General features: G+C 73.3%; 19 protein-coding genes. 7 read left to right on the forward strand and 12 right to left on the reverse strand.

The window, feature by feature from the left end; genetic code table 11:
- Window positions 1-65 precede the first annotated feature (65 nt).
- A complete protein-coding gene (locus A6R01_RS07725) occupies window positions 66-1,607 on the reverse strand; it encodes an SDR family NAD(P)-dependent oxidoreductase (protein WP_292604888.1) in 1,542 nt (513 codons plus the stop codon).
- 117 nt (window positions 1,608-1,724) lie between these two features.
- Between A6R01_RS07725 and A6R01_RS07730 the strand changes: the two genes are divergently transcribed.
- Entirely contained in the window at window positions 1,725-2,693 is a 969-nt protein-coding gene (locus A6R01_RS07730) for a hypothetical protein (protein WP_292604889.1), read from the forward strand.
- Complete coding sequence (locus A6R01_RS07735) at window positions 2,690-3,211, forward strand: ACT domain-containing protein (RefSeq protein ID WP_292604890.1); 522 nt, start codon at window positions 2,690-2,692, stop codon at window positions 3,209-3,211. The genes A6R01_RS07730 and A6R01_RS07735 overlap by 4 nt, the downstream gene beginning before the upstream one ends.
- Here A6R01_RS07735 and A6R01_RS07740 read toward each other — a convergent pair.
- From A6R01_RS07740 to A6R01_RS07760, 5 genes are all read right to left on the reverse strand, one after another.
- Window positions 3,198-3,566, reverse strand: coding sequence for a lipopolysaccharide assembly protein LapA domain-containing protein (locus tag A6R01_RS07740; protein ID WP_292604891.1), 369 nt, complete (start codon window positions 3,564-3,566; stop codon window positions 3,198-3,200). The two genes, A6R01_RS07735 and A6R01_RS07740, sit on opposite strands and share 14 nt — an antisense overlap.
- Window positions 3,567-3,703: 137 nt before the next feature.
- The gene (locus A6R01_RS07745) at window positions 3,704-4,588 is read right to left on the reverse strand and encodes a TIGR03619 family F420-dependent LLM class oxidoreductase (protein WP_292604892.1); all 885 of its coding nucleotides are present in this window, start codon (window positions 4,586-4,588) and stop codon (window positions 3,704-3,706) included.
- Between the two features lie 46 nt (window positions 4,589-4,634).
- Window positions 4,635-5,093 carry a DUF5709 domain-containing protein gene (locus A6R01_RS07750; protein WP_292604893.1) on the reverse strand — a complete coding sequence of 153 codons (459 nt, stop codon included), beginning with the start codon at window positions 5,091-5,093 and terminating at the stop codon, window positions 4,635-4,637.
- Between the two features lie 43 nt (window positions 5,094-5,136).
- The gene (locus A6R01_RS07755) at window positions 5,137-6,165 is read right to left on the reverse strand and encodes a mechanosensitive ion channel domain-containing protein (RefSeq protein WP_292604894.1); all 1,029 of its coding nucleotides are present in this window, start codon (window positions 6,163-6,165) and stop codon (window positions 5,137-5,139) included.
- 22 nt (window positions 6,166-6,187) lie between these two features.
- Window positions 6,188-8,725: a bifunctional FO biosynthesis protein CofGH gene (locus A6R01_RS07760; RefSeq protein ID WP_292604895.1), complete on the reverse strand. Its 2,538-nt coding sequence runs from the start codon at window positions 8,723-8,725 to the stop codon at window positions 6,188-6,190.
- A gap of 234 nt (window positions 8,726-8,959) precedes the next feature.
- Between A6R01_RS07760 and A6R01_RS07765 the strand changes: the two genes are divergently transcribed.
- Window positions 8,960-9,364 (forward strand): hypothetical protein, encoded by a 405-nt coding sequence (locus A6R01_RS07765; protein ID WP_292604896.1) that lies wholly within the window; start codon window positions 8,960-8,962, stop codon window positions 9,362-9,364.
- On the opposite strand, the gene A6R01_RS07770 is transcribed toward A6R01_RS07765, so the two are convergent.
- Window positions 9,345-10,382: an LLM class F420-dependent oxidoreductase gene (locus tag A6R01_RS07770; protein WP_292604897.1), complete on the reverse strand. Its 1,038-nt coding sequence runs from the start codon at window positions 10,380-10,382 to the stop codon at window positions 9,345-9,347. The genes A6R01_RS07765 and A6R01_RS07770 overlap by 20 nt on opposite strands.
- 80 nt (window positions 10,383-10,462) lie before the next feature.
- Complete coding sequence (locus A6R01_RS07775; RefSeq protein ID WP_292604898.1) at window positions 10,463-12,565, reverse strand: acyltransferase family protein; 2,103 nt, start codon at window positions 12,563-12,565, stop codon at window positions 10,463-10,465.
- Window positions 12,566-12,662: 97 nt separating this feature from the next.
- Between A6R01_RS07775 and npdG the strand changes: the two genes are divergently transcribed.
- Both npdG and A6R01_RS07785 read left to right on the forward strand, forming a co-directional pair.
- Window positions 12,663-13,352: an NADPH-dependent F420 reductase gene (npdG, locus tag A6R01_RS07780; protein ID WP_292604899.1), complete on the forward strand. Its 690-nt coding sequence runs from the start codon at window positions 12,663-12,665 to the stop codon at window positions 13,350-13,352.
- Window positions 13,353-13,434: 82 nt separating this feature from the next.
- Entirely contained in the window at window positions 13,435-14,487 is a 1,053-nt protein-coding gene (locus tag A6R01_RS07785) for a glycerophosphodiester phosphodiesterase family protein (protein ID WP_292604900.1), read from the forward strand.
- A 6-nt stretch (window positions 14,488-14,493) separates the two neighbouring features.
- Here the strand turns inward: A6R01_RS07785 and A6R01_RS07790 are convergent, their stop codons facing one another.
- Together A6R01_RS07790 and A6R01_RS07795 are read right to left on the reverse strand one after the other, a co-directional pair.
- Window positions 14,494-14,760 (reverse strand): hypothetical protein, encoded by a 267-nt coding sequence (locus A6R01_RS07790; protein WP_292604901.1) that lies wholly within the window; start codon window positions 14,758-14,760, stop codon window positions 14,494-14,496.
- Window positions 14,757-15,998, reverse strand: coding sequence for a PspC domain-containing protein (locus tag A6R01_RS07795; RefSeq protein WP_292604902.1), 1,242 nt, complete (start codon window positions 15,996-15,998; stop codon window positions 14,757-14,759). Before A6R01_RS07795 ends, A6R01_RS07790 begins: the two co-directional genes overlap by 4 nt.
- A 133-nt stretch (window positions 15,999-16,131) precedes the next feature.
- On the opposite strand from A6R01_RS07795, the gene A6R01_RS07800 reads away from it, so the two are divergent.
- Together A6R01_RS07800 and A6R01_RS07805 are read left to right on the forward strand one after the other, a co-directional pair.
- Window positions 16,132-17,433, forward strand: coding sequence for an ATP-binding protein (locus tag A6R01_RS07800; protein WP_292604903.1), 1,302 nt, complete (start codon window positions 16,132-16,134; stop codon window positions 17,431-17,433).
- Window positions 17,430-18,080, forward strand: a complete 651-nt coding sequence (locus A6R01_RS07805) for a response regulator transcription factor (protein ID WP_292604904.1) — start codon at window positions 17,430-17,432, stop codon at window positions 18,078-18,080. The genes A6R01_RS07800 and A6R01_RS07805 overlap by 4 nt, the downstream gene beginning before the upstream one ends.
- A gap of 4 nt (window positions 18,081-18,084) precedes the next feature.
- Here the strand turns inward: A6R01_RS07805 and A6R01_RS07810 are convergent, their stop codons facing one another.
- Together A6R01_RS07810 and A6R01_RS07815 are read right to left on the reverse strand one after the other, a co-directional pair.
- Window positions 18,085-19,251, reverse strand: coding sequence for a zinc-binding dehydrogenase (locus A6R01_RS07810; RefSeq protein WP_292604905.1), 1,167 nt, complete (start codon window positions 19,249-19,251; stop codon window positions 18,085-18,087).
- 30 nt (window positions 19,252-19,281) lie between these two features.
- Window positions 19,282-19,704, reverse strand: a complete 423-nt coding sequence (locus tag A6R01_RS07815) for a hypothetical protein (protein ID WP_292604906.1) — start codon at window positions 19,702-19,704, stop codon at window positions 19,282-19,284.
- Window positions 19,705-19,880 lie beyond the last annotated feature (176 nt).

A 19,880-nucleotide genomic window follows, 5' to 3' on the forward strand; every position in this document is an offset into this window, starting at 1 on the left:
TACGGGGTGGTCGGCGGTGGTCGACCATCCCGTACGAGGGGTCGCGCCACGCCTGCCGCTTGTCCCTACCAGGGCGCCTTGACGTAGTCCTTGAGGAAGCAGCCGAACAGGTCCTCGCCGGCCTCGCCGCGCACGATCGGGTCGTAGACCCGAGCCGCGCCGTCGACGAGGTCCAGCGGGGCGTGCCAGCCCTCGGCGGCGATGCGCAGCTTCTCCTGGTGCGGGCGCTCGTCGGTGATCCAGCCGGTGTCCACCGAGGTCATCAGGATCCGGTCGGTCTCGAACATCTCGGTCGCCGAGGTGCGCGTCAGCATGTTGAGCGACGCCTTGGCCATGTTGGTGTGCGGGTGTCCCGCGCCCTTGTAGCGCCGTCCGCCGAACTGCCCCTCCATCGCGCTCACGTTGACGACGTACGCGCGGCGCGCACCGCGGGCGATCGCCGCGCGCATCGCGGGGCGCAGGCGCGAGACCAGCAGGAACGGCGCGATCGCGTTGCAGAACTGCACCTCGAGCAGCTCCAGCGGGTCCACCTCGTCGACGACCTGGGTCCAGGAGTTGGTGGTCTGCAGGTCCGGCAGCAGCCCGCCGGCGTCGACGGCGGTGCCGGCCAGGTGCGCGTCGAGGGAGGCGTGGCCCGCCTTGAGTGCCAGCGCGGTGAGGCTGGCGGCGTTGTGCGCCGCCTGCGCCTGCTCGGCGGACTCCCCCTCGTGGTGGGCCACGGAGTGCTCGCGCAGCGCCCCGGTGATCGCCGCGGGGTGTGCCTCGGAGATCCGGTCGAAGGAAACCATCTCCGGCAGCACGGGCAGGTCTGGCAGCGGGGCCGACTCCATCTCCACCAGCTGGGAGTAGGCGCCGGGACTGCGCCGCACGGTCTGGCAGGCGTTGTTGATGAGGATGTCGAGCGGGCCGGCCGCGGCCACGTCGTCGGTCAGCGCCACCACCTGCGTCGGGTCGCGCAGGTCGATGCCGACCACGGTGAGGCGGTGCAGCCAGTCGGCTGAGTCCTCCATCGCCGCGAACCGGCGCACCGCGTCCTTGGGGAAGCGGGTGGTGATGGTCAGGTCGGCCCCGTCACGCAGCAGCCGCAGCGCGATGTACATGCCGATCTTGGCCCGCCCGCCGGTGAGCAGCGCGCGGCGGCCGGTCAGGTCGGTGCGCTGGTCGCGCTTGGAGTGGGAGAACGCGGCGCAGTCGGGGCACAGGCCGTGGTAGAACGCGTCGACCAACGTGTAGTCGGTCTTGCAGATGTAGCAGCCGCGGGCGGTGATGAGCTCCCCGGCGTAGGCGCCCTGCGCGGTGGAGACCAGCGGCAGGCCGGCGGTCTCGTCGTCGATGCGCAGGGCCGAGCCGGTGGCGGTGCGCTCGACCACGGCACGGTCGTGGGCCGCTCGCTCGGCGCGCAGCGCAGCACGACGGGTCTTCTTGATCAGCTTCCACATGTGCCCGGTGGCGTGCTTGACCGTGCGCACGTCGGGGTGGTCGGGCGCCAGCAGGTGCAGCTCGGAGAGTACCTTCAGCGTCGTGGCGAGCTCGTCGGGGTCGACGCGCTCGAGGTACGACGTGGGGGTGGCCGAGGGCTCCGCGGGCCCCGTCTCTGGCACAGTCACCGGGAGACCATACGCGGCCCCGCGTGTTCGGACATGTTCGGACTTGTTCGGGGGTGTAGCGCGGAAACCCTTAACAGGGTCGGCCGTCACCCCTATCCTTCTCGCCGTGAGGCTCGGATGACCACGTTTGACCAGATCGCGGGGGACCTCCAGGCCCGCCGCGCGGCTGCGGGGTCCCCGTCCTACGCCGAGATCGCCCTGCGCATCGCCAGGATCCGCGAGCTGCGAGGAGGCGCCGAGGCGCACTCCCGCCCGGCGCGCACCACCGTCTACGACGCCTTCCGCGAGGGCCGTCGCCGCATGGACACCGCGCTCGTGCTCGACATCGTCCGTGCCCTGGGTGCCAGCGAGGCCGAGGTCGACGAGTGGGCCGAGCGCTGCCGCACCGCCCACGCCGGGGCCGCACCGACGCCGGTGGGGGAGCCGGCGCCCGCCCCGGAGCCCGAGCTGCCGCCCGAGCCCCCGGCGCCGCCGCCGGCACCGCCGACCGTGAAGGCGGCACTCCTGCTCTGCCTGGGCTGCCTGGCGATCAACCTCTTCGGCCGGTGGCTCGTCGACGTCCTGGAGATCCCGCTCTACCTCGACATGGTCGGCACCGCGGTCACCGCGATCATCCTGGGCCCCTGGTGGGGTGCCGGCGTGGGCCTGTCGAGCAACCTGCTCGGCGTCGGCATCTCCGGCTACGACTCCATCCCGTTCGCCGTCGTCAACGTCGCCGGGGCGCTGGTCTGGGGCTACGGCGTGCGGCGGTTCCGGATGGGCACCACCGTCCCGCGCTTCTTCGGGCTCAGCGCCATCACGGCCCTGTGCTGCTCGGTGCTCGCCGTGCCGATCATCCTGGCGCTCAACGGCGAGACCGGCAACGGCGCCGACGACGTCCGGGTCATCATCCAGGACGTCGTGAACTCGTCGTGGCTGGCCGTGGCCAGCTCCAACATCATCACCTCGCTGGCCGACAAGACCATCTCCGGCGCGGTGGCGCTCCTCGCGGTCGACGTGCTGCCCTGGACCGTCGTGGCCTCGATGAGACCGCTGATGCCGCTGGCCGGGTCGCGACCGGAGCCGGCAGTACGCTCCACCGCATGAGCAGCCCCCAGGCCCACCTCGTCCTGACCGTCATCGGAGCCGACCGTCCCGGGCTGGTCTCGGCGGTCTCCGCCCCCGTCGAGCGGCACGGCGGCAGCTGGCAGCAGTCGCAGATGGCGCGGTTGGCCGGTGAGTTCGCCGGCATCGTGCTGGTGAGCGTGCCCGAGGCTGCGGTCGAGGCGCTCGAGGCCGACCTGGCGGCGCTGGCGGGCGACGGGCTGCGCGTCGACGTACGCCGCACCGACGCTCCCGCGGAGTCGTCCCCGACCAGTGTGGCGCTGCACCTACTGGGCACCGACCGCCCCGGCATCGTCGCGGAGATCTCGCGCACGATCGCCGCTCACGGGGTCGGCATCGAGAGCCTGGCCACCGACCTGCGAGAGGCTCCGATGGCCGGTGGTCTGCTGTTCGAGGTCGACGCCGAGCTGAGTGCCCCGGACGGGTCCGGCCTCGACGAGCTGCGCGCCGCCCTGGAGCAGATCGCCGACGAGCTGATGGTCGAGCTCAGCCTCGAGTGACCTTCCGGGTCCGCCGGCGCAGCTGGAGGATTCGCAGGGAGCCGGCCGTCGCGGTGAGCAGGATGCCCGCGGCGACGGCGATCAGGAGGGCGACCGCCACCGGTGCCTCCCCCTCGAAGGAGAGGAACCGCACCGTGGTGGTGTCGGTGTTCTGGGCGATGAACACGACCAGGAGCACCAGCAGCAGGCCCAGCCCGACGGTCCCGACCCACACGCCGCTGGTCCGCGACCCGCGCAGCGGGTTCTCGGGCTGCTTCTCGGAGCTGGACGGCCGCGACGGCTCGCTCGGCTCCGGCGACTCGGGCGACCCAGGCGCCGTGGGCTGGGTCTCGGGCTGCTCGTTCGGGGTGCTCACGACGCCAATGTAGTGGGCTGGTGGGCTGGACCAGTTCGCCCGCATGGCGGGATCTCGCGGTCGTTCACCTGACAGGCGCCGGCTCGCGGCTTAGTGTTCTTCATGAACCGCTGGTGACCCGAGACACCAGCGGTTCTCTACATTTCCGGGTGCTCCGCCACTCCCAGGGGCCGCAGCACGTCCTGGGCGAAGCGTTCCAGCCCGTCGAGCTTCTGCTCCAGGCTGACGTCGAGACCGTGGTAGTAGGCCCACGGCATGGTCATGACGTCGGTGACGCCCAGCTCGGCCGCCCGGGCGAACTGCTCGGGGGTGAAGGCGTCGGTGAGCGCGGTGATGACCGAGAAGTCGCGCTCGTTGCCGGCCTCCTCGCGCATCCGGGCGAGGGTCGCGGCGTGCGACGCCGCCTCCTCCACGGTGTAGAGGTCGCCCACCCAGCCGTCGTGGCGGGCGGCGCGACGGAAGGCGACCTCCGACAGCCCGCCGACGTAGACCGGGATGCGCTCGCCCGGCGTCGGCTCCATGACCATGCGCGGGGCGGAGTAGAACTCGCCGTCGAACTCGGTCCAGCCGGGCGCCCACAGCGCCTCCATGAGCCGCAGCGCCTCGTCGGTGCGACGCCCGCGCGTGCGGAAGTCCTGCTCGAGCAGCTCGAACTCCTCGCGGCACCACCCGATGCCCACCCCCAGGGCGACCCGGTCGCCGGAGAGCACCGCCGCGGTGCCCACCGACTTGGCGACCTGGAAGGGGTTGCGGATGGCCGGGACGTAGACTGAGGTGAAGAAGCGCAGCCGGGTCGTCACCGCCGCCAGCGACCCGATCAGCACCCACGGGTCCGGCCATGCCGCGTCCCGGTCCCACCGTCGCTCACCGTCGGCGGTGTAGGGGTAGGGCGTCTGGAGGGTCTCCAGGTCCACGACGTGGTCGGGGACGGCCATAGCGTGGTAGCCGAGCCGGTCGGCTGCCCGCGCCAGGGCGGGTAGCTCGGTCACGGGCAGGTAGGCGGTGCTGAGGCTGAAGCGCACCTCGGCACCCTACTGCCGGACTAGAACAGGTTCTACTCTCTCCGGGTCACTCGTCGCGGACGACGTGGACCGCTGCCTCCTCCGCGGAGGCTGCGGCGCCGTCGATGCCGACGTCGTCGCCCACGAGGTCCTTCTCGGTGTCCTCGCCCAGGCCCTGGTCGGGGTCGACGAGCCGTCCGGCGCGCTCGTCCCCGACCTCGCCGTCGTCGAGGTTCTCGGTCGGGACCTCGGCGTAGGGGTCCGGCTCCGGCTCCTCCTGGGCGATCCGCTGGTCGAGCGACTCGCCGGTGGCCTCCTCGTAGGGCGTGTTGCCGTAGCCCTGGGCCGGTGAGTACTTCTCCGGGGGTGAGTAGCCCCGGTCGAGCTCGTCCTCCACGTCGCCCTCGACGTCGGTGAGGTTGTCCAGCCCGACGGGCTGGTCCTCGTCGTCGACGCTGTAGTCGCCGTAGCTCTCCGCGGCGGTCGTGGCGTCGGGATCCAGGTCGGTCGGTTCGCTCTGGCTCATGTAGCCAACCTAGGCACGCCACCGGCCGGACCGTCCCACCCCCTCAGGCGATCCGCCAGCGGGGTAGCGCGTCCGGTTGCTCCTCCCGCAACCAGCCCACCAGCGCCTCCCGCACGTGGCAGCGCAGGTCGTAGAGCGTGGGGGCGTCGTACGACGTCACGAGCACGCGTACCCGGACCAACCCCTCCACGGCGTCAGTCACCTGCAGGTGCGACACCCGGCCGTCCCAGAGGTTGCCGGCGGCGGCCATCACGGTGGGCAGGTGCGCGCGCAGCCGGTCGGTGTCCACGCGCCAGTCCAGGTCCATCTCGACCGACCCCATCAGCTCGGAGTTGCGCCGGGTCCAGTTCTGGAACGGCGTGGTGGTGAAGTAGGTGGACGGGAGGATCATCCGCCGGTCGTCCCAGATGCGGACCACGACGTAGCTGAGCGTGATCTCCTCGATGGTGCCCCACTCGCCCTCGACGATGACGGCGTCCTCGACCTTGATGGCGTCGTTGAAGGCCAGCTGGATGCCGGCGAAGACGTTGGCCAGCGTGGACTGGGCGGCCAGGGCGGCCACGACGGAGATGAGGCCGGCGGAGGCGAGCACGGAGGCGCCCAGGGCGCGCACGCCGGGGAAGCTGAGCAGGATGGCACCGAGGGCGACCACGACCACCGCGGCGACCGTGAGGCGGCGCACCAGCAGCACCTGGGTCCGGACCCGGCGCGCCACGCGGTTGTCCCTGACGTCGGTGCGGGCGCGACCCAGCGTGAGGTCCTCGAGGAAGAGCAGGACCGCGCACAGCAGCCAGGCGCCGACGACGATGCCGGTGATGCGCAGGCCCAGTGCGCCGGCCGACCACGCCCAGTGCTCGGCCCCGCGTGGCCGGACGCTGGCGACCCAGCCGTTGGCCGCGAGGACCAGCGCGAGGGCGCGGAACGGGACGCGCGCGGAGTCCGACAGCGCCGCTCCCGGTGGCCAGCGCCGTGCCAGCAGCCGGAACGCGACGTGCGCGGCCAGCACCAGCGCCAGTGCCCCGCCCAGGGCGGAGCCGGCGGCGATCAGGGCGTTCGTCCACGACAGGGCCATGGCTCCATCGTGGGGGAGACCCCTAACGGGCGGCGTACAAGGTGGTGCGCTCGCGGACGGGTCGGTCGATGCCGGCGCCGATGTCGACGAGCTCGGCGACGGTCTTGGCCGACCCGTGCTCGGAGCCGGCCATCCGGGAGATCGTCTCCTCCATCAGGGTGCCGCCGAGGTCGTTGGCCCCCGCCCGGAGCATCGCCCGGGTGCCCTCGACACCCAGCTTGACCCAGGAGGTCTGGATGTTGTCGATCCGCCCGTGCAGCAGGATCCGCGCCATCGCGTGGACCGCGAGGTTGTCGCGCATCGTCGGCCCGGGGCGGGCGACGCCGGCGAGGTAGATCGGTGCGGAGGTGTGCACGAAGGGCAGCGGCACGAACTCAGTGAACCGGGCGGCGCCGTGCTCGAGGGCCTCGTCCTGCATCCGGGAGAGGACGCGCAGGTGGCCGACCCAGTGCCGCGGGTTGTCGACGTGGCCGTACATCATCGTCGAGGTCGTCGGCAGCCCGATGCGGTGCGCGGTGGAGACGATGTCGATCCAGGTCCGGGCGGGTAACTTGCCCTTGGTCAGCACCCAGCGGACCTCGTCGTCGAGGATCTCCGCCGCGGTGCCCGGCAACGACCCGAGCCCCGACTCGCGGGCCTTGATCAGGAAGTCCTCCACCGACAGGCCGGTGCGGGCCGTGCCGTTGACGACCTCCATCGGCGAGAAGGCGTGCACGTGCATCTCCGGCACCCGCTGCTTGACCGCGGTCGCGAGGTCGAAGTACGCCGAGGCCGGCAGGTCGGGGTCGATTCCGCCCTGCATGCACACCTCGGTCGCGCCGAGGTCCCACGCCTCCGCAGCGCGGTCGGCGACCTCGTCCATCGACAGCGTGTAGGCGTCGGCGTCGGTCTTGCGCTGCGCGAAGGCGCAGAAGCGGCAGCCGACGTAGCAGACGTTGGTGAAGTTGATGTTCCGGTTGACCACGTAGGTCACGTCGTCGCCCACGACCTCGCGGCGCAGGTCGTCGGCCAGCCGGCACACCTGCTCCAGCAGCGGGCCCTCGGCGGTCATCAGGGTCAGGGCGTGCTCGTCGGAGAGGTTGCCCGGGTCGGCCTCGGCGGCGGCCAGCGCCTCGCGGCCCTCGCTGTGCAGCACCGCGGGGGCTCCGGTGATGGTCGCCGCGGCGCCGACGCTCTCCCAGTCGCCGTAGACCTCGGCGAAGTCCGAGCGCCGGTCCTCGGTGCGGCCCCCTCCTGGCCCCTCTGCGTCGATGGCGGCGAACAGGTCGGTCCTGCCGGTGGACTCCAGTCCACCGTCGGGCTCCTGCCACGCCAGCCCCTCGGGTCGTACGCCGGGTCGGGCGAGCCCCTCGGGGGTGGCCAGGGCGGCCACGTGGGACCGCACGCGGGGGTCGATCCAGGCCGCGTCACCGGCCAGCGAGGCGCGGACGTACTCCGGGTGGACCGTGAGCCGCGCGGCCAGCTCGAAGCCGGCCTCGGCGCTGATCTCGCGCAACCGCTCCACCGAGGGCCAGGGGCGCTCGGGGTTCACGTGGTCCGGCGTCAGCGGGGACACCCCGCCCCAGTCGTCGATGCCGGCGCCGAGCAGCGCGTGGCACTCGGCGAGGTCGGTGAGGTTGGGCGGTGCCTGGACCCGCGCCCTGGGGCCCAGCACGAGCCGGGTGACGGCGATCGCGGCGAGGTACTCGTCCAGGCCGAGGTCGTCGGCGTGCCGCATCGCGGTGTCGGGCTTGGCCCGGAAGTTCTGGACGATCACCTCCTGGATCGCCCCGTAGGCCGTCGCGGAGCCGCGCAGCGCGAAGATCGTGTCCGCACGCTCCTCCAGCGTCTCGCCGATGCCGACCAGCAGTCCGGTGGTGAAGGGGATCGAGAGACGACCGGCGTCCTCGAGCACCCGCAGTCGCACCGCCGGGTCCTTGTCGGGGGAGCCGAAGTGGGCCTCGCCCTTGGTCTCGAAGAGCCGCCGCGAGGTGGTCTCGAGCATCATCCCCATCGACGGGGAGACCGGCTTGAGGCGGTTCATCTCCTCCCACGACATGACGCCGGGGTTGAGGTGCGGCAGCAGCCCGGTCTCCTCCAGCACCCGCACCGCCATCGCACGGACGTAGGCCAGCGTGGAGTCGTAGCCCTGCTCGTCGAGCCACGCGCGCGCCTCGGGCCAGCGGTCCTCGGGCCGGTCGCCGAGGGTGAACAGCGCCTCCAGGCAACCCATCGCCGCCCCCTGGGAGGCGATCGCGAGGATCTCGTCGGGCGAGAGGTAGGGCGCCCGGCCCTCCCGGGCCGCCTGGCCCGGGGTCTCCACGAACGTGCAGTAGTGGCACCGGTCGCGGCACAACCGCGTGACCGGGATGAACACCTTCGGCGAGTACGTCACCACGCCCGCACGACCCGCGGCCTCCAGGCCGGCGTCGCGCACCCGCGCCGCCGCGGTGCACAACCGCTGCAGGTCCTCGCCGGACGCGGCGAGCAGCACCGTCGCCTCGGCCGGATCCAGCCGAGCGCCACGCTCGACGCGGGCCAGCGCCCGGCGTACCTGCTGCGGGGTGGGCTGCTCGTTCATCGACTCAGGCTAACGACCGGGCGGCGCGCCACGTGACCTGGCCCACCGGCCAAGACGGGTGCTTGAACGGGGTCCGACGGGTCTGGAGGGACCGTCCGGACTTGTTCGATCATCGGACCGTGACTTTTCCTTGACGTCGATCGTTTGGTTGTCTGGAGGCCAGCGGCGCATGGGGGACACACAGGCATGAGCACTGACATGAGCACAGGCACGACCACAGGTACGACCACAGGCATGACCACCGACGAGGTACCCAGCAGGGCGAGGCTCGGACGCCTCGCCCTGGTCGGGGCTGCCGCGGTGCTGGTCGTGGCACCGATCATGGCTGGGCTGGTCCTGGCCTGGCAGGTCCACCCGCTCTGGGTCGTGCCGGCCTACCTGGTCGGCATCCCGGCGTGGCTCACGCTGCTCAGCGGCGCCTGGAGCCTGGTCGGCCGGCTGCGGCCGACGCGCGACGAGCCGCTCGGTGCTGCGGCTCCTGCGGATGGTGCGGGCTCCGCCGGCGAGCAGCTGCCGGCGGTGCGCACCGAGCTGCGGCTGCCGCCCCCGCGGACCGAGGTCCCCTCGACGGCGCGGACCGAGGTCCGCACCCTCGCGACGGGGGCGGCGCCGCGGGTGCTCAGGACACCCACTCCTTGATCTGGGCGATGGTGCCGGCCGGGTCGTCGCTGGCCGGGGTGACCGACAGGTGCGTCACGCCGGACTCCTTGAACGCGGCGATGCGCTCCTTGACGTAGGACTCGGGACCCACGAGGTTGCCCGCCTCGAGCCACTCGAGCGGGACCAGTGCCTCGGCCTCCTTCTTCTTGCCCGAGAGGTAGAGGTCCTGGATCTCCTTGGCCTCCTTCTCGAAGCCGTACTCGCAGGCCAGCTGGTTGTAGAAGTTCTTGTCGCGTGCGCCCATGCCGCCGACGTAGAGGGCGTACATCGGGCGCATGAAGTCCAGCAGCGCCTTGGTCTCCGGGCCCTCGCCGATCGCGACCATGCCGCCGGCGCAGATCTCCAGCGGGGCCAGGTCGGCCGAGCGCTTGGCGGCACCGCGGGCCAGCGGCTCGCCCCAGACCTGGTGGGCCTTCTCGGGGAAGTAGAGGAACGGCAGCCAGCCGTCGGCGACCTCGGCGGTCATCGCGACGTTCTTGTCGCCGAGGGCGGCCACCCACAGGGGGACGCTGGGGCGCTCGGGCTTGTTGAGCAGCTTCAGCGGCTTGCCCAGGCCCAGGCCCTCGCCCTCGGGCAGCGGCAGCGAGATCGTCTTGCCCTGGTAGTCGAGCTTCTCGTGGCGCAGGCCCATCCGCAGCACCTCGATGACCTCGCGGGTGCGGGTCAGCGGGCGGTCGTAGGGCAGGCCGTGGAAGCCCTCGATGACCTGCGGGCCCGAGGCGCCGAGGCCGAGCACCGCGCGTCCGCCGGAGACGTTGTCGAGGCCGGCGGCGGTCTGCAGCAGCGCGCCGGGGGTGCGGGAGTAGACGTTGAGGATGCCCGCACCGATCTGCACGGTCTCGGTCTTGGCAGCGAGGTAGCCCATCAGGGTCGGGGCGTCGAAGCCGTACGGCTCGGCGACCCAGATCAGGTCCAGGCCCGCCTTCTCCAGGCCGACGACCTGGTCGGCGGTCTCGCGCGGGTTGCCGGCGTAGACGAGCGGCATCGACAGCTTCATGGGGACCTCCACGGCTCCGGGGTGGTGTACGTCGACCGTGACAGTATCAGTGTCACGATCGGTCCGGGAGGGAGACGTGGTCACCCGTCGGCGAGGCCCAGGGCCCGCCCGAGCGCACCCGCCAGCGCCGCGGCGTACTCCGTGGTGAGGTGGTCGGTGTCGCGGTAGGACAGCGTGTCGCCGATGACCACGGGGCACAGGTCCTGCCAGCACAGCCAGGGGGTCGGGTCGACCACGTCGGCGCCGTGCAGCAGCGCCACCTTGACCGCCACGTCGCCGAGCAGCGTCGAGCGCTCGACGGGGGTGAACATGCAGTCCAGCAGGCTGGGCCGCGAGCTGGTGAGGCAGTCGCCCGGGTCGTGCCCGGCCTTCGGGACGTCGCGGATGAGCACGGTGCGGTCGGCGGCGGTGTCGAGCTCGTCGAAGAGCGAGTCGTAGCCGTCCTCGAGGACGTCGGCCACCTCGTCGAGCTGCTCGTGGCGCTCGCCGTCGACCCAGACGCCGTTGACCGGCGGTGAGGACGCCACGATCGCGAGGTCGGGGGAGAGTGCCGCCACCGTGGCCATGCTCCACTCCTGGAACTCCTCGCAGGCCTCGAAGACGACGGCCTCGCGGACCGGCGCCACCGTGACGTGGGCGGCCGGGCACTGCGGCTTGACGAGGTAGTAGGCCCGCCAGCCGTGCTCGGAGGCGATCTGCTCCAGCGCCGGGATCCAGGCCCGGGCGTGGGAGTCGCCGAGCAGCACCAGGGTGCGGTCGCCGGAGCTGTCCCCGCGCGGGCACAGCGCGCGGACGTCGGCGTCCTCGTAGTCGCAGGCGCCGACGTCGGCGATCGAGCTGCGCAGGTCGAGGAGGTTCGGGGTGAGGTCGGAGGGGATGTCGACCTCGTTGCGGGCCGCCTCGACCGAGGCGCGCACCAGGGCGACGGCCCGCTCGTGCTCGGCCAGCCGGGCGGCCTCGTCGACGGTGATCGCCGGGTTGTCGCCGTCCTCGCCGCCCTGGACGCCGGTCCACCACCAGCCGCCGCCCACGGTCGCGGCGACCAGGACGAGGCTGGCGGGGTAGAGGACCAGGCTGCGGGGCACCGTGAGTCGGCGCGCCGGGAACCCGTGGCGGAACGGCTGCTCGACGAAGCGGTAGGTGAGCGCGGCGAGGTTGACCACGACGAGCACCACCGCGGCGGTCTCGACGGCGGTGAGCTCGCGACCGGCGCTGCGCTCGGTGAGGACCAGCGCGGGCCAGTGCCACAGGTAGAGGGAGAAGGACCAGTCACCGACCCGGCGCATCACCGGGTTGTCCAGCAGCCACCGGACCGGGGCGAGGAGCAGCCCGGGCGTGGAGCCGACCAGCAGCAGGGCGGCCGTACCGAGGACGGGGAGGGCGGCGGCGTACCCGGGGAAGGGCGTGGTCTCGTCGATGACCACGACCGCGGCGGCGATCGCGGCGACGCCGGCGAGCGAGAGTAGCCAGCCCAGCAGGCGCGGCAGGCGCGACGCCAGGCGGGGGGCGACGAGGGCGACGAGGGCGCCGATGCCGAGCTCCCAGACGCGCGCGGGGGTCGAGAAGTACGCCGACGTCGGCGAGGTCTGCGTGACGTGCACCGACCAGGCGAACGACGCGGCCGTCACCACGAGCAGCACGGCCAGCACCGACCCACGGGCCAGGCGCTGCTGCTTGCCGCGGCGGCTCAGGACGCGCGCAGCGACCGTCACGCCGATGAGCAGCAGCGGCCAGACGAGGTAGAACTGCTCCTCCACCGCCAGCGACCAGTAGTGCTGCAGCGGCGAGGGCCCGGTCTCGGCGGCGAAGTAGTAGACGCCCTGCTGGGCGAAGTGGACGTTGGCGAGGAACGCCGCGGACCAGGCGGCGTCGTCGAGCACGTCTCGGGCGTCGATGATCGTGGTCCAGAAGAGCGACATCACGACCGTCGCGACCAGGACCACCGTCGCCGCGGGCAGGATGCGCCGCGCCCGACGGGCCCAGAAGCCGGTCAGCGAGAGCGCGCCCCCGCGCTGGAGCTCGGAGAAGAGCAGCCCGGAGATGAGGAAGCCGGAGATGACGAAGAAGACGTCGACCCCGACGAAGCCCCCCGGGAGGTGGGGCACCCCCGCGTGGGCGGCGACGACCGTGAGGACTGCGACGGCGCGCAGCCCCTGGACATCACCGCGGAACCCGCCGGACACGCCCGCGACGGTATCAAGGGTTGGCTCCACGTCGGCAGGGTGAGCAGCGGGTGCGAAGATCCGGCACGACCCGTCCGCGTCCAGGAGAGGACCACTCGTGAGCGAGACCCCCACCACCTACCGCGTCGCCGTCATGGGAGGCACCGGCCCCCAGGGCAAGGGGCTGGGCTACCGCTTCGCCCGTGCCGGCCACGACGTGGTGCTCGGCTCCCGGGCCGCCGAGAAGGCCGTCCCGGTCGCGGCCGAGGTCACCGAGCGCCTCGCTGGCGTCGAGGGTGCCGGCACCGTCACCGGGGCCGCCAACGCCGACGCCTGCGAGCAGGCCGACGTCGTGCTGCTCGCCGTCCCCTACGACGGCCACGACGAGCTCGTCGCCTCGCTGCCGCTGGCCGGCAAGACCGTCATCTCCTGCGTGAACCCGCTGGCCTTCGACAAGCGCGGCGCCCACGGCCGCGTCGTCGACGGCGGCGAGGGCTCGGCCGCCGAGGAGGCCCAGCGCCTGCAGCCCGAGGCCACCGTGGTCGGCGCCTTCCACAACGTCTCCGCCGTCCTGCTGTGGGGCGAGGACGACTTCCTCGACGAGGACGTCCTCGTCGTCGGCGACGTGCTCGAGGCCAAGGAGGTCGCGATGGACCTCGCCGCCTCGGTCACCGGTCGCCGCGGCATCGACGGCGGCAAGCTGCGCCTCGCGCGCCAGCTCGAGCCGTTCACGGCCGTGCTGATCTCGATCAACCGCAAGTACAAGACCCACGCCGGTCTGCGCATCACCGGCCTCGAGGGCCACTGAGGGGCCACTGATCACCTGACGTTCACCCGACCGTTCACCCCGGCGTCGCCGGGGTGAGGGTCGGGGCTCGCACCGTGGCGGGGTGACCACCACACCCGTCTCCCGGCTCGCGGTGCGCCGCACGTCCTCGCTGGCCGTCACGCCGGCCGTCGCCGGTCACCGCGGCGCCAGCGGCCACCGGCCCGAGCACACCCTCGAGGCCTACCGCCACGCCATCGCCCTCGGCGCCGACGAGATCGAGCTCGACCTCGTGAGCACCGCCGACGGGGTGCTGGTGGCCCGGCACGAGAGCGAGCTCTCGGTGACCACCGACGTGGCGGACCGTCCCGAGCTCGCGCACCGGCGCAGCACCCGGGTGGTCGACGGCCGCCCCGTGGAGGGCTGGTTCGTCGAGGACCTCACCCTCGACGAGGTCCGGCTGGTGCGTGCGCGCGAGCGCTGGCCCGCCCTGCGCGCCGGCTCAGCGGCGTACGACGGCGTGCTGGGGGTGCCGACCTTCGACGAGGTCCTCACGATGCTGGCCGAGGAGTCCGCGCGGCACGGCCGCAGCGTCGGCGTGCTGGTCGAGCTCAAGGACCCCGCCCACTCCGCGTCCCTCGGCCTGGACCTGGCCGAGCCGCTGCTGGACGACCTGCGCCGCCACCGCCGCGACCACAGCCGCTCGCGGGTCAGCGTGATGAGCTTCGAGCCGACGGTGCTGCGCTCGCTGGCCGGCCGGACCCGGGTGCCGCTGATCCAGCTGGTCGAGCGGCTCGACGAGCGGCCCGCGGACTGGGCGATGACCGGCGACCCGCGGACCTTCGCGGACCTGGTCACTCCGGCCGGGCTGGCCCTGGTCGAGCGGTACGCCGACGGCATCGGCGCCCGGCACTCCCTGGTGGCCCACGACGCGGGTGACCGGGTGCTGCCGACCCGGCTGGTCCGCGACGCGCACCGTGAGTGGCTCTCGGTGCACGTGTGGACGCTGCGTGCCGAGGACCGCTTCCTGCCCGCGGCGTTCCGGGGCGGCGACGGCCCCGCCGGCCACGGTGACCTGCGGGGCTACGCCGCGCTGCTGCTGGAGATGGGGGTCGACGGGCTCATCACCGACCAGCCCGAGCTCTGCCTGGCCGCCCGCGACCTGCTCGAGGTCTGAGCGCGGCTAGCTCCAGCGGTCGCGTCGGGCGGCGCCCGACACGGCGCTGGCCACCAGGCCCGCGGCCCCGGCCAGGACGAACGGCACCGGCAGCAGCCAGCGCACGTCGCCGCCGTCCACGGCGTCGGTGGTGAACAGCGCCCACACCGCGACCAGGCCGAGGAACGTCAGGCCCATCACCAGCTGGCCGATGTTGACCGGGTGGCGGCCGGCCTCCCAGATCGTCGGCTTCTGCTCCTGCATCTGCTCCGGCTCCTGCACGTGCTCGCTCATCGGGTCCTCACCACGATCTCTCCCAGGTTGGTCTCGGCGTCCAGCTGCAGCACCGGGCTGCCCGGACCGCCGTCGTGCGTCTCGGTGGCCTGCGTGTCGATCCCGCCGCGCTGCTCCCCGAAGAGCCGGATCTCGCCGGGCCCGTGCACCGTGGCCGTCGCCTCGACGGTGAGGTCGCGGGGGACCAGCACCTCGATCCGCCCGACCTGCACGGTGATGTCGAGGACCCGGCCGTCGAGCTCGTCGAGGTCCTCGATGTCGCGCAGGTCGATGACCAGCTCGCCGACGCCCATCCGGTACGACGGGTCCAGCGACGCCGCGCTCGTCGGCGCCTCCTGCAGCGGCTCGGTGTCGATCCGGTCGGCGGCGGTCGCGCCGAGGAGGACCGGCACGGTGAGCAGGCCGACCAGGATGAGCCCGCCGGCGCGGCCGAAGAAGGAGCCGACGACGAGCATCGTGCCGATCACGCCCAGCGCGAGCGCGGGGTAGGCGCCGTCGGCCACGGAGGCCCCCGCCAGGTCGACGGTGCCCAGGACGCCGAGCGCCAGCGTGACCAGGGCGGCGGTGAACCAGAACAGTCGCGGTCCGCGACGGCGCGGGTCCCGGACCACGGGCGGCGGGGGCGCCACCCAGGTCTGCTGTGGCGCCACCCACGTCTGCTGCGGTGCCTGCTCGCCGACCCAGCCCTGGGCGGACTGGCCGTACCCGTGCTGAGGCCCGTGCTGAGGCCCGTGCTGGGGCCCGTGCTGGGGCGGCGCCGGGGGTGCCGAGCGGCGCCGTTCGTGCCGGTTGATGAGCACCGCGGCGATCACCGCGACCGCGGCCAGCTGCCACGGGAACCAGAACGGCCCCCAGGCGTCCCCAGCCAGCTCGGCGACGATCGCCAGGCCGGCGAGCACCGTGACGATGGTCAGGACGACCGCGCGGTTGCGGTCCTCCATCCGGATCACGCCCTCGGACCCGTCGTCCATCGGCAGCAGCAGCCAGCCGGCGGCGTAGGCGATCAACCCGGCGCCGCCGAAGAAGGTGAGCACCACGAACGCCACCCGCAGGATCACCGGGTCCACGTCGAGGTGGCGGGCCAGGCCCCCGGCCACACCGGCCACCTTGTTGTCGGTGGTGGAGCGGCGGATGCGGCCCAGGTCGCGCACCTCCTCGCCGGAGGTGCGGGGGCCCTGGTCGTCACCCGGGGGCGGCGGGCCGGCCGGGCCAGGTGGAGAGGTCGGTGTCTCGGTCATGGCTCCAGCCTGGCGCCAGGGCGTCCCCGGCACCATCGGGGACAACCCTGGTCCTCGGGGTCGCACCCCCGGGGTCGGGCAGGGGTCGATCCCCGTGGTGGGTCCCCTGCCCCTGTGTGACGATGGTCGGGCCATGACCTCCACCCATGTCCCGCCCGCGGACCGCGCGCCGCGCAAGGCCTTCCGCGACACCCGTGACCCCGTGCTGGGCGGTGTCTGCGCGGGCCTGGCGCGCCACCTGGCGGTGCCGGTGGTGTGGGTGCGGGTGGCGATGCTGCTCGCGGCCGTGCTCGGGGGCATGGGCATCGCGATGTACGCCGGGCTGTGGCTGGTCCTCCCGGCCGACGCACGCTTCGAGGAGGAGCCGCCCGGGCTCGCGAGCGCCACCCGCGGCGGCCGGCGACCGGGCCGGTCGCGCCGCCTGCAGGACGTCGGGCCCGCGGTCGCGCTCGCGGCGCTGGCCCTGGGCGCGGTGCTGCTGCTCGAGGCCACGCTCGGCCGGGGCGCGGTGTTCTGGCCGATCGCGATCGGCCTCACCGGCGTCGCGCTGCTGTGGCGCCAGGCCGACGAGGCGCAGCGCGAGCGGTGGCTGGACACTACCGGCCGGGTCGATCCGGTGCGGGTCGTCCTGGGGTCCGGTGGCTGGGCGTCGTACGCGCGGATCGCGGCGGGCGGGCTGCTGCTCGTGGCCGCGGTCTTCATCGTCGGCTTCGACAACGGCGGCCAGGCGCAGGGTGTGCTGGTCGCCGCCCTGCTCGGCGTCGCGGCGCTGGCCGTCGTGGTGGGGCCGTGGGTCTACCGCCTGGCCTCCGACCTCAGCGCCGAGCGCGAGGAGCGGGTGCGCTCGCAGGAGCGGGCCGACGTGGCTGCGCACCTGCACGACTCGGTGCTGCAGACGCTCGCCCTGATCCAGAAGTCGGCCCACGACGGGCCGACCGTCGCGCGGCTGGCCCGCGCCCAGGAGCGCGACCTGCGGGCCTGGCTCTTCGCCGGCGACACCACCGACGCCGCGACCGTCTCCGGCGCGCTGCGCGCGGTGACCGCCGAGCTCGAGGACGCCCACGGCATCAGCGTCGACGTGGTCGTCGTGGGGGAGTGCCCGATGACCGAGGGACTGCGGCCGCTGGTCGCCGCGACCCGCGAGGCGGTCACCAACGCCGCGAAGCACGCCGGCACCGGCCGCGTGGACGTGTACGCCGAGGTCGGGCCGAGCCTGGTCGAGGTGTTCGTCCGCGACCGGGGCGCCGGCTTCGACCTCGACTCGGTCCCCGAGGACCGGCAGGGCGTCCGCGGCAGCATCGTGGACCGGATGACCCGTCACGGCGGCCGCGCCGAGGTCCGCACCGCGCCGGGCGAGGGCACCGAGGTGCGCCTCGCAATGCCGCGCCAGCCCCGTGAGTCCGAGCCCGGTGAACCGCAGGAGGAGAGCCCGTGAGCCAGCCCGTCCGCGTCGTGGTCGTCGACGACCACGCGATGTTCCGCGCCGGGGTGCGCGCCGAGCTGGCCGCCGCCGGCGAGGGCCGGGTCGAGGTGGTGGCCGAGGCGGCCGACGTCGACGAGGCCGTCGCGGCGATCGCGACCCACCGACCCGAGGTCGTGCTGCTCGACGTGCACCTGCCCGGCGGCGGGGGAGCGGAGGTCATGAGGCGGCGTCCGCACCCCGACACCCGCTACCTCGCGCTGTCGGTCAGTGACGCGGCCGAGGACGTCATCGGCACCATCCGCGGCGGGGCGCGCGGCTACGTCACCAAGACGATCACCGGGCCGGAGCTCGTCGCGGCGATCGGACGGGTCGCGGACGGTGACGCCGTCTTCAGCCCGCGACTGGCCGGCTTCGTGCTCGACGCGTTCGCCGGGTCGATCGAGGTGGCCGCGGTCGACGAGGACCTCGACCGGCTCACCGAGCGAGAGCGGGAGGTGATGCGGCTGATCGCGCGCGGCTACGCCTACAAGGAGGTCGCCAAGGAGCTGTTCATCTCCATCAAGACCGTCGAGACCCACATGTCCTCGGTGCTGCGCAAGCTGCAGCTGTCCTCGCGCCACGAGCTGACGCGCTGGGCCTCGGACCGACGGCTGCTCTAGCGGGTCAGCGGAGGCGCACCTCGGCGCCCGTGAGCCTCGGGTCGATGAGGATCTTCGCGTGCCGGTCGGCTGCCTCGAGGGCGTCGAACGCCGCGGGCACGCCCTCGAGACCGACCACACCGGTGAGCAGTGGCGACGGGTCGACGCTGCCCTTGGCGAGCAGCTGCAGCGTGTCGTGGAACTCCAGCGGCGTGTAGCCGAGCACGAAGCGCAGGTCGAGCTCCTTGTTGACCGCCATCGAGGGCCGGATCGTGTCGGGCGCCATGCAGACGCCGACCACCACGACCCGCGACGCCAGTGGTGCCTCGGTCAGCACCTGCTCGAGCATCCCGGGGACGCCGACGCACTCGAACACGACCGGTGCGGGCTGGTCGGCCGCCCCGGCGAGCTCGGCGGCCCGGTTCACGTGCTGCCAGCCGGGCACCCTGCGCAGTCGCTCCATGGTGCTGACCGCGAAGTCGAGCAGCTCCGGCGCCGTCGTACGCCACCCGCGGCCGGGGGCCGCCGTCCACGGGGACTCCACCCTGGGGTCCACCACCACGTCGGCCCCGCAGTCGCGTGCGAGCCGGCGGCGCGCGGCCGAGGGGTCGCTGGCCACGACGGTGCGCACCCCGCGCGACTTGAGCAGCAGGACGACCGCCAGGCCCACCGGACCGCAGCCCAGCACGATCGCGGTGTCGCGCTTCCCGACCTCGCCTCGGCGCACGGCGTGCAGCGCCACCGCCATCGGCTCGGTCAGCGCCGCCAGGTCGTCGTCGAGGGCGTCCGGCACGCGGTGGGACATCGACGCCTCGACCAGCACCTGCTCGGCGTACCCGCCCGGCGCCAGCGGCGACAGCCCGACCGGGTGCACGCCCTCGGTGCCGCGGACGAGGGGGAAGGCCACGACGCGGGAGCCCAGCGGGAAGGAGCGCGCGGTGCCGCGGCCCTGCGCGACGACCTCGCCGCACAGCTCGTGCCCGAGGACCGTCGGCTCGGTGGAGCGGATGCTGTGGGCGTAGGCCAGCTCGTCCATCACCGCCGCCAGCTCATCGGCGTGCCGTCGGGCGTGCAGGTCGGAGCCGCAGATCCCGGTACGCCGCACCCGCAGCACCAGCTGGCCAGGTCCCGGCTCGGGGTCGGGCAGGTCGACCAGGGACAGCTCTCCGCCTTCACAGCTCACCGCACGCATGCGCGCCATCGTGCCGCACGGAGGCGTCGGTCAGTCGCTGCCCAGCCAGACGGCCGCGCCGGGGCACTCCTCCTCGACGTCGATGCCACCGGCCGTCGGGGACGACGACTCGCCGCCGCCCACCGAGAGCTGGTCGCCGAGCTGGTGCTCCTCGCCGTCCGGGAGGGCGATGGTCAGCGGGCTGTCCCGCACGACCTCGGTCCCGTGCGGCCAGATGACGACGTAGGACACTGCGCCGTCCTCGTAGTCCAGCCCGAGGCACCCGTCGACGACGGCGAGGCGCCCTGGGAGCAGGGCGTCCATCCCCGAGCCGCTGCGTGCGCCGATCAGGACGGTGACGTCGTCGACGACCGCGACCTCCGCGCTGCCACAGGCGCTCAGGGATCCGGCCAGCAGCGCCGTGGCCACCAGGCGGGAGGAGAGGCGCGAACCGCGGCGGGTGCTCCGAGACATGCCCAGAGTCTGAGGGTTCACGAGAGCGACTGCCAGGGGCAGCCCTGTGCGAGCTCGGAGCGTGCGCGTCAGAGCTCGGTGGTGCCGTCGGGGTGGACGAGGTAGCGGAGGTCGTGGGGGCTGGTCCAGAGCCAGGTGGTGGGGGTGAGCTGGTCGTAGTCCCATTGCCCGTCGGG

The organism is Nocardioides sp. REDSEA-S30_B4, from assembly GCF_001627265.1.
GTDB lineage: Bacteria > Actinomycetota > Actinomycetes > Propionibacteriales > Nocardioidaceae > Nocardioides.

Bases quoted from the DNA above. Each gene is read 5' to 3' on its own strand.
- A6R01_RS07730 (WP_292604889.1), top strand. From the start codon at position 1,725: ATGACCACGTTTGACCAGATCGCGGGGGACCTCCAGGCCCGCCGCGCG.
- A6R01_RS07735 (WP_292604890.1), top strand. From the start codon at position 2,690: ATGAGCAGCCCCCAGGCCCACCTCGTCCTGACCGTCATCGGAGCCGAC.
- A6R01_RS07750 (WP_292604893.1), bottom strand. From the start codon at position 5,093: ATGAGCCAGAGCGAACCGACCGACCTGGATCCCGACGCCACGACCGCC.
- A6R01_RS07755 (WP_292604894.1), bottom strand. From the start codon at position 6,165: ATGGCCCTGTCGTGGACGAACGCCCTGATCGCCGCCGGCTCCGCCCTG.
- A6R01_RS07760 (WP_292604895.1), bottom strand. From the start codon at position 8,725: ATGAACGAGCAGCCCACCCCGCAGCAGGTACGCCGGGCGCTGGCCCGC.
- A6R01_RS07765 (WP_292604896.1), top strand. From the start codon at position 8,960: ATGACCACCGACGAGGTACCCAGCAGGGCGAGGCTCGGACGCCTCGCC.
- A6R01_RS07770 (WP_292604897.1), bottom strand. From the start codon at position 10,382: ATGAAGCTGTCGATGCCGCTCGTCTACGCCGGCAACCCGCGCGAGACC.
- A6R01_RS07790 (WP_292604901.1), bottom strand. From the start codon at position 14,760: ATGAGCGAGCACGTGCAGGAGCCGGAGCAGATGCAGGAGCAGAAGCCG.
- A6R01_RS07795 (WP_292604902.1), bottom strand. From the start codon at position 15,998: ATGACCGAGACACCGACCTCTCCACCTGGCCCGGCCGGCCCGCCGCCC.
- A6R01_RS07800 (WP_292604903.1), top strand. From the start codon at position 16,132: ATGACCTCCACCCATGTCCCGCCCGCGGACCGCGCGCCGCGCAAGGCC.
- A6R01_RS07810 (WP_292604905.1), bottom strand. From the start codon at position 19,251: ATGCGTGCGGTGAGCTGTGAAGGCGGAGAGCTGTCCCTGGTCGACCTG.
- A6R01_RS07815 (WP_292604906.1), bottom strand. From the start codon at position 19,704: ATGTCTCGGAGCACCCGCCGCGGTTCGCGCCTCTCCTCCCGCCTGGTG.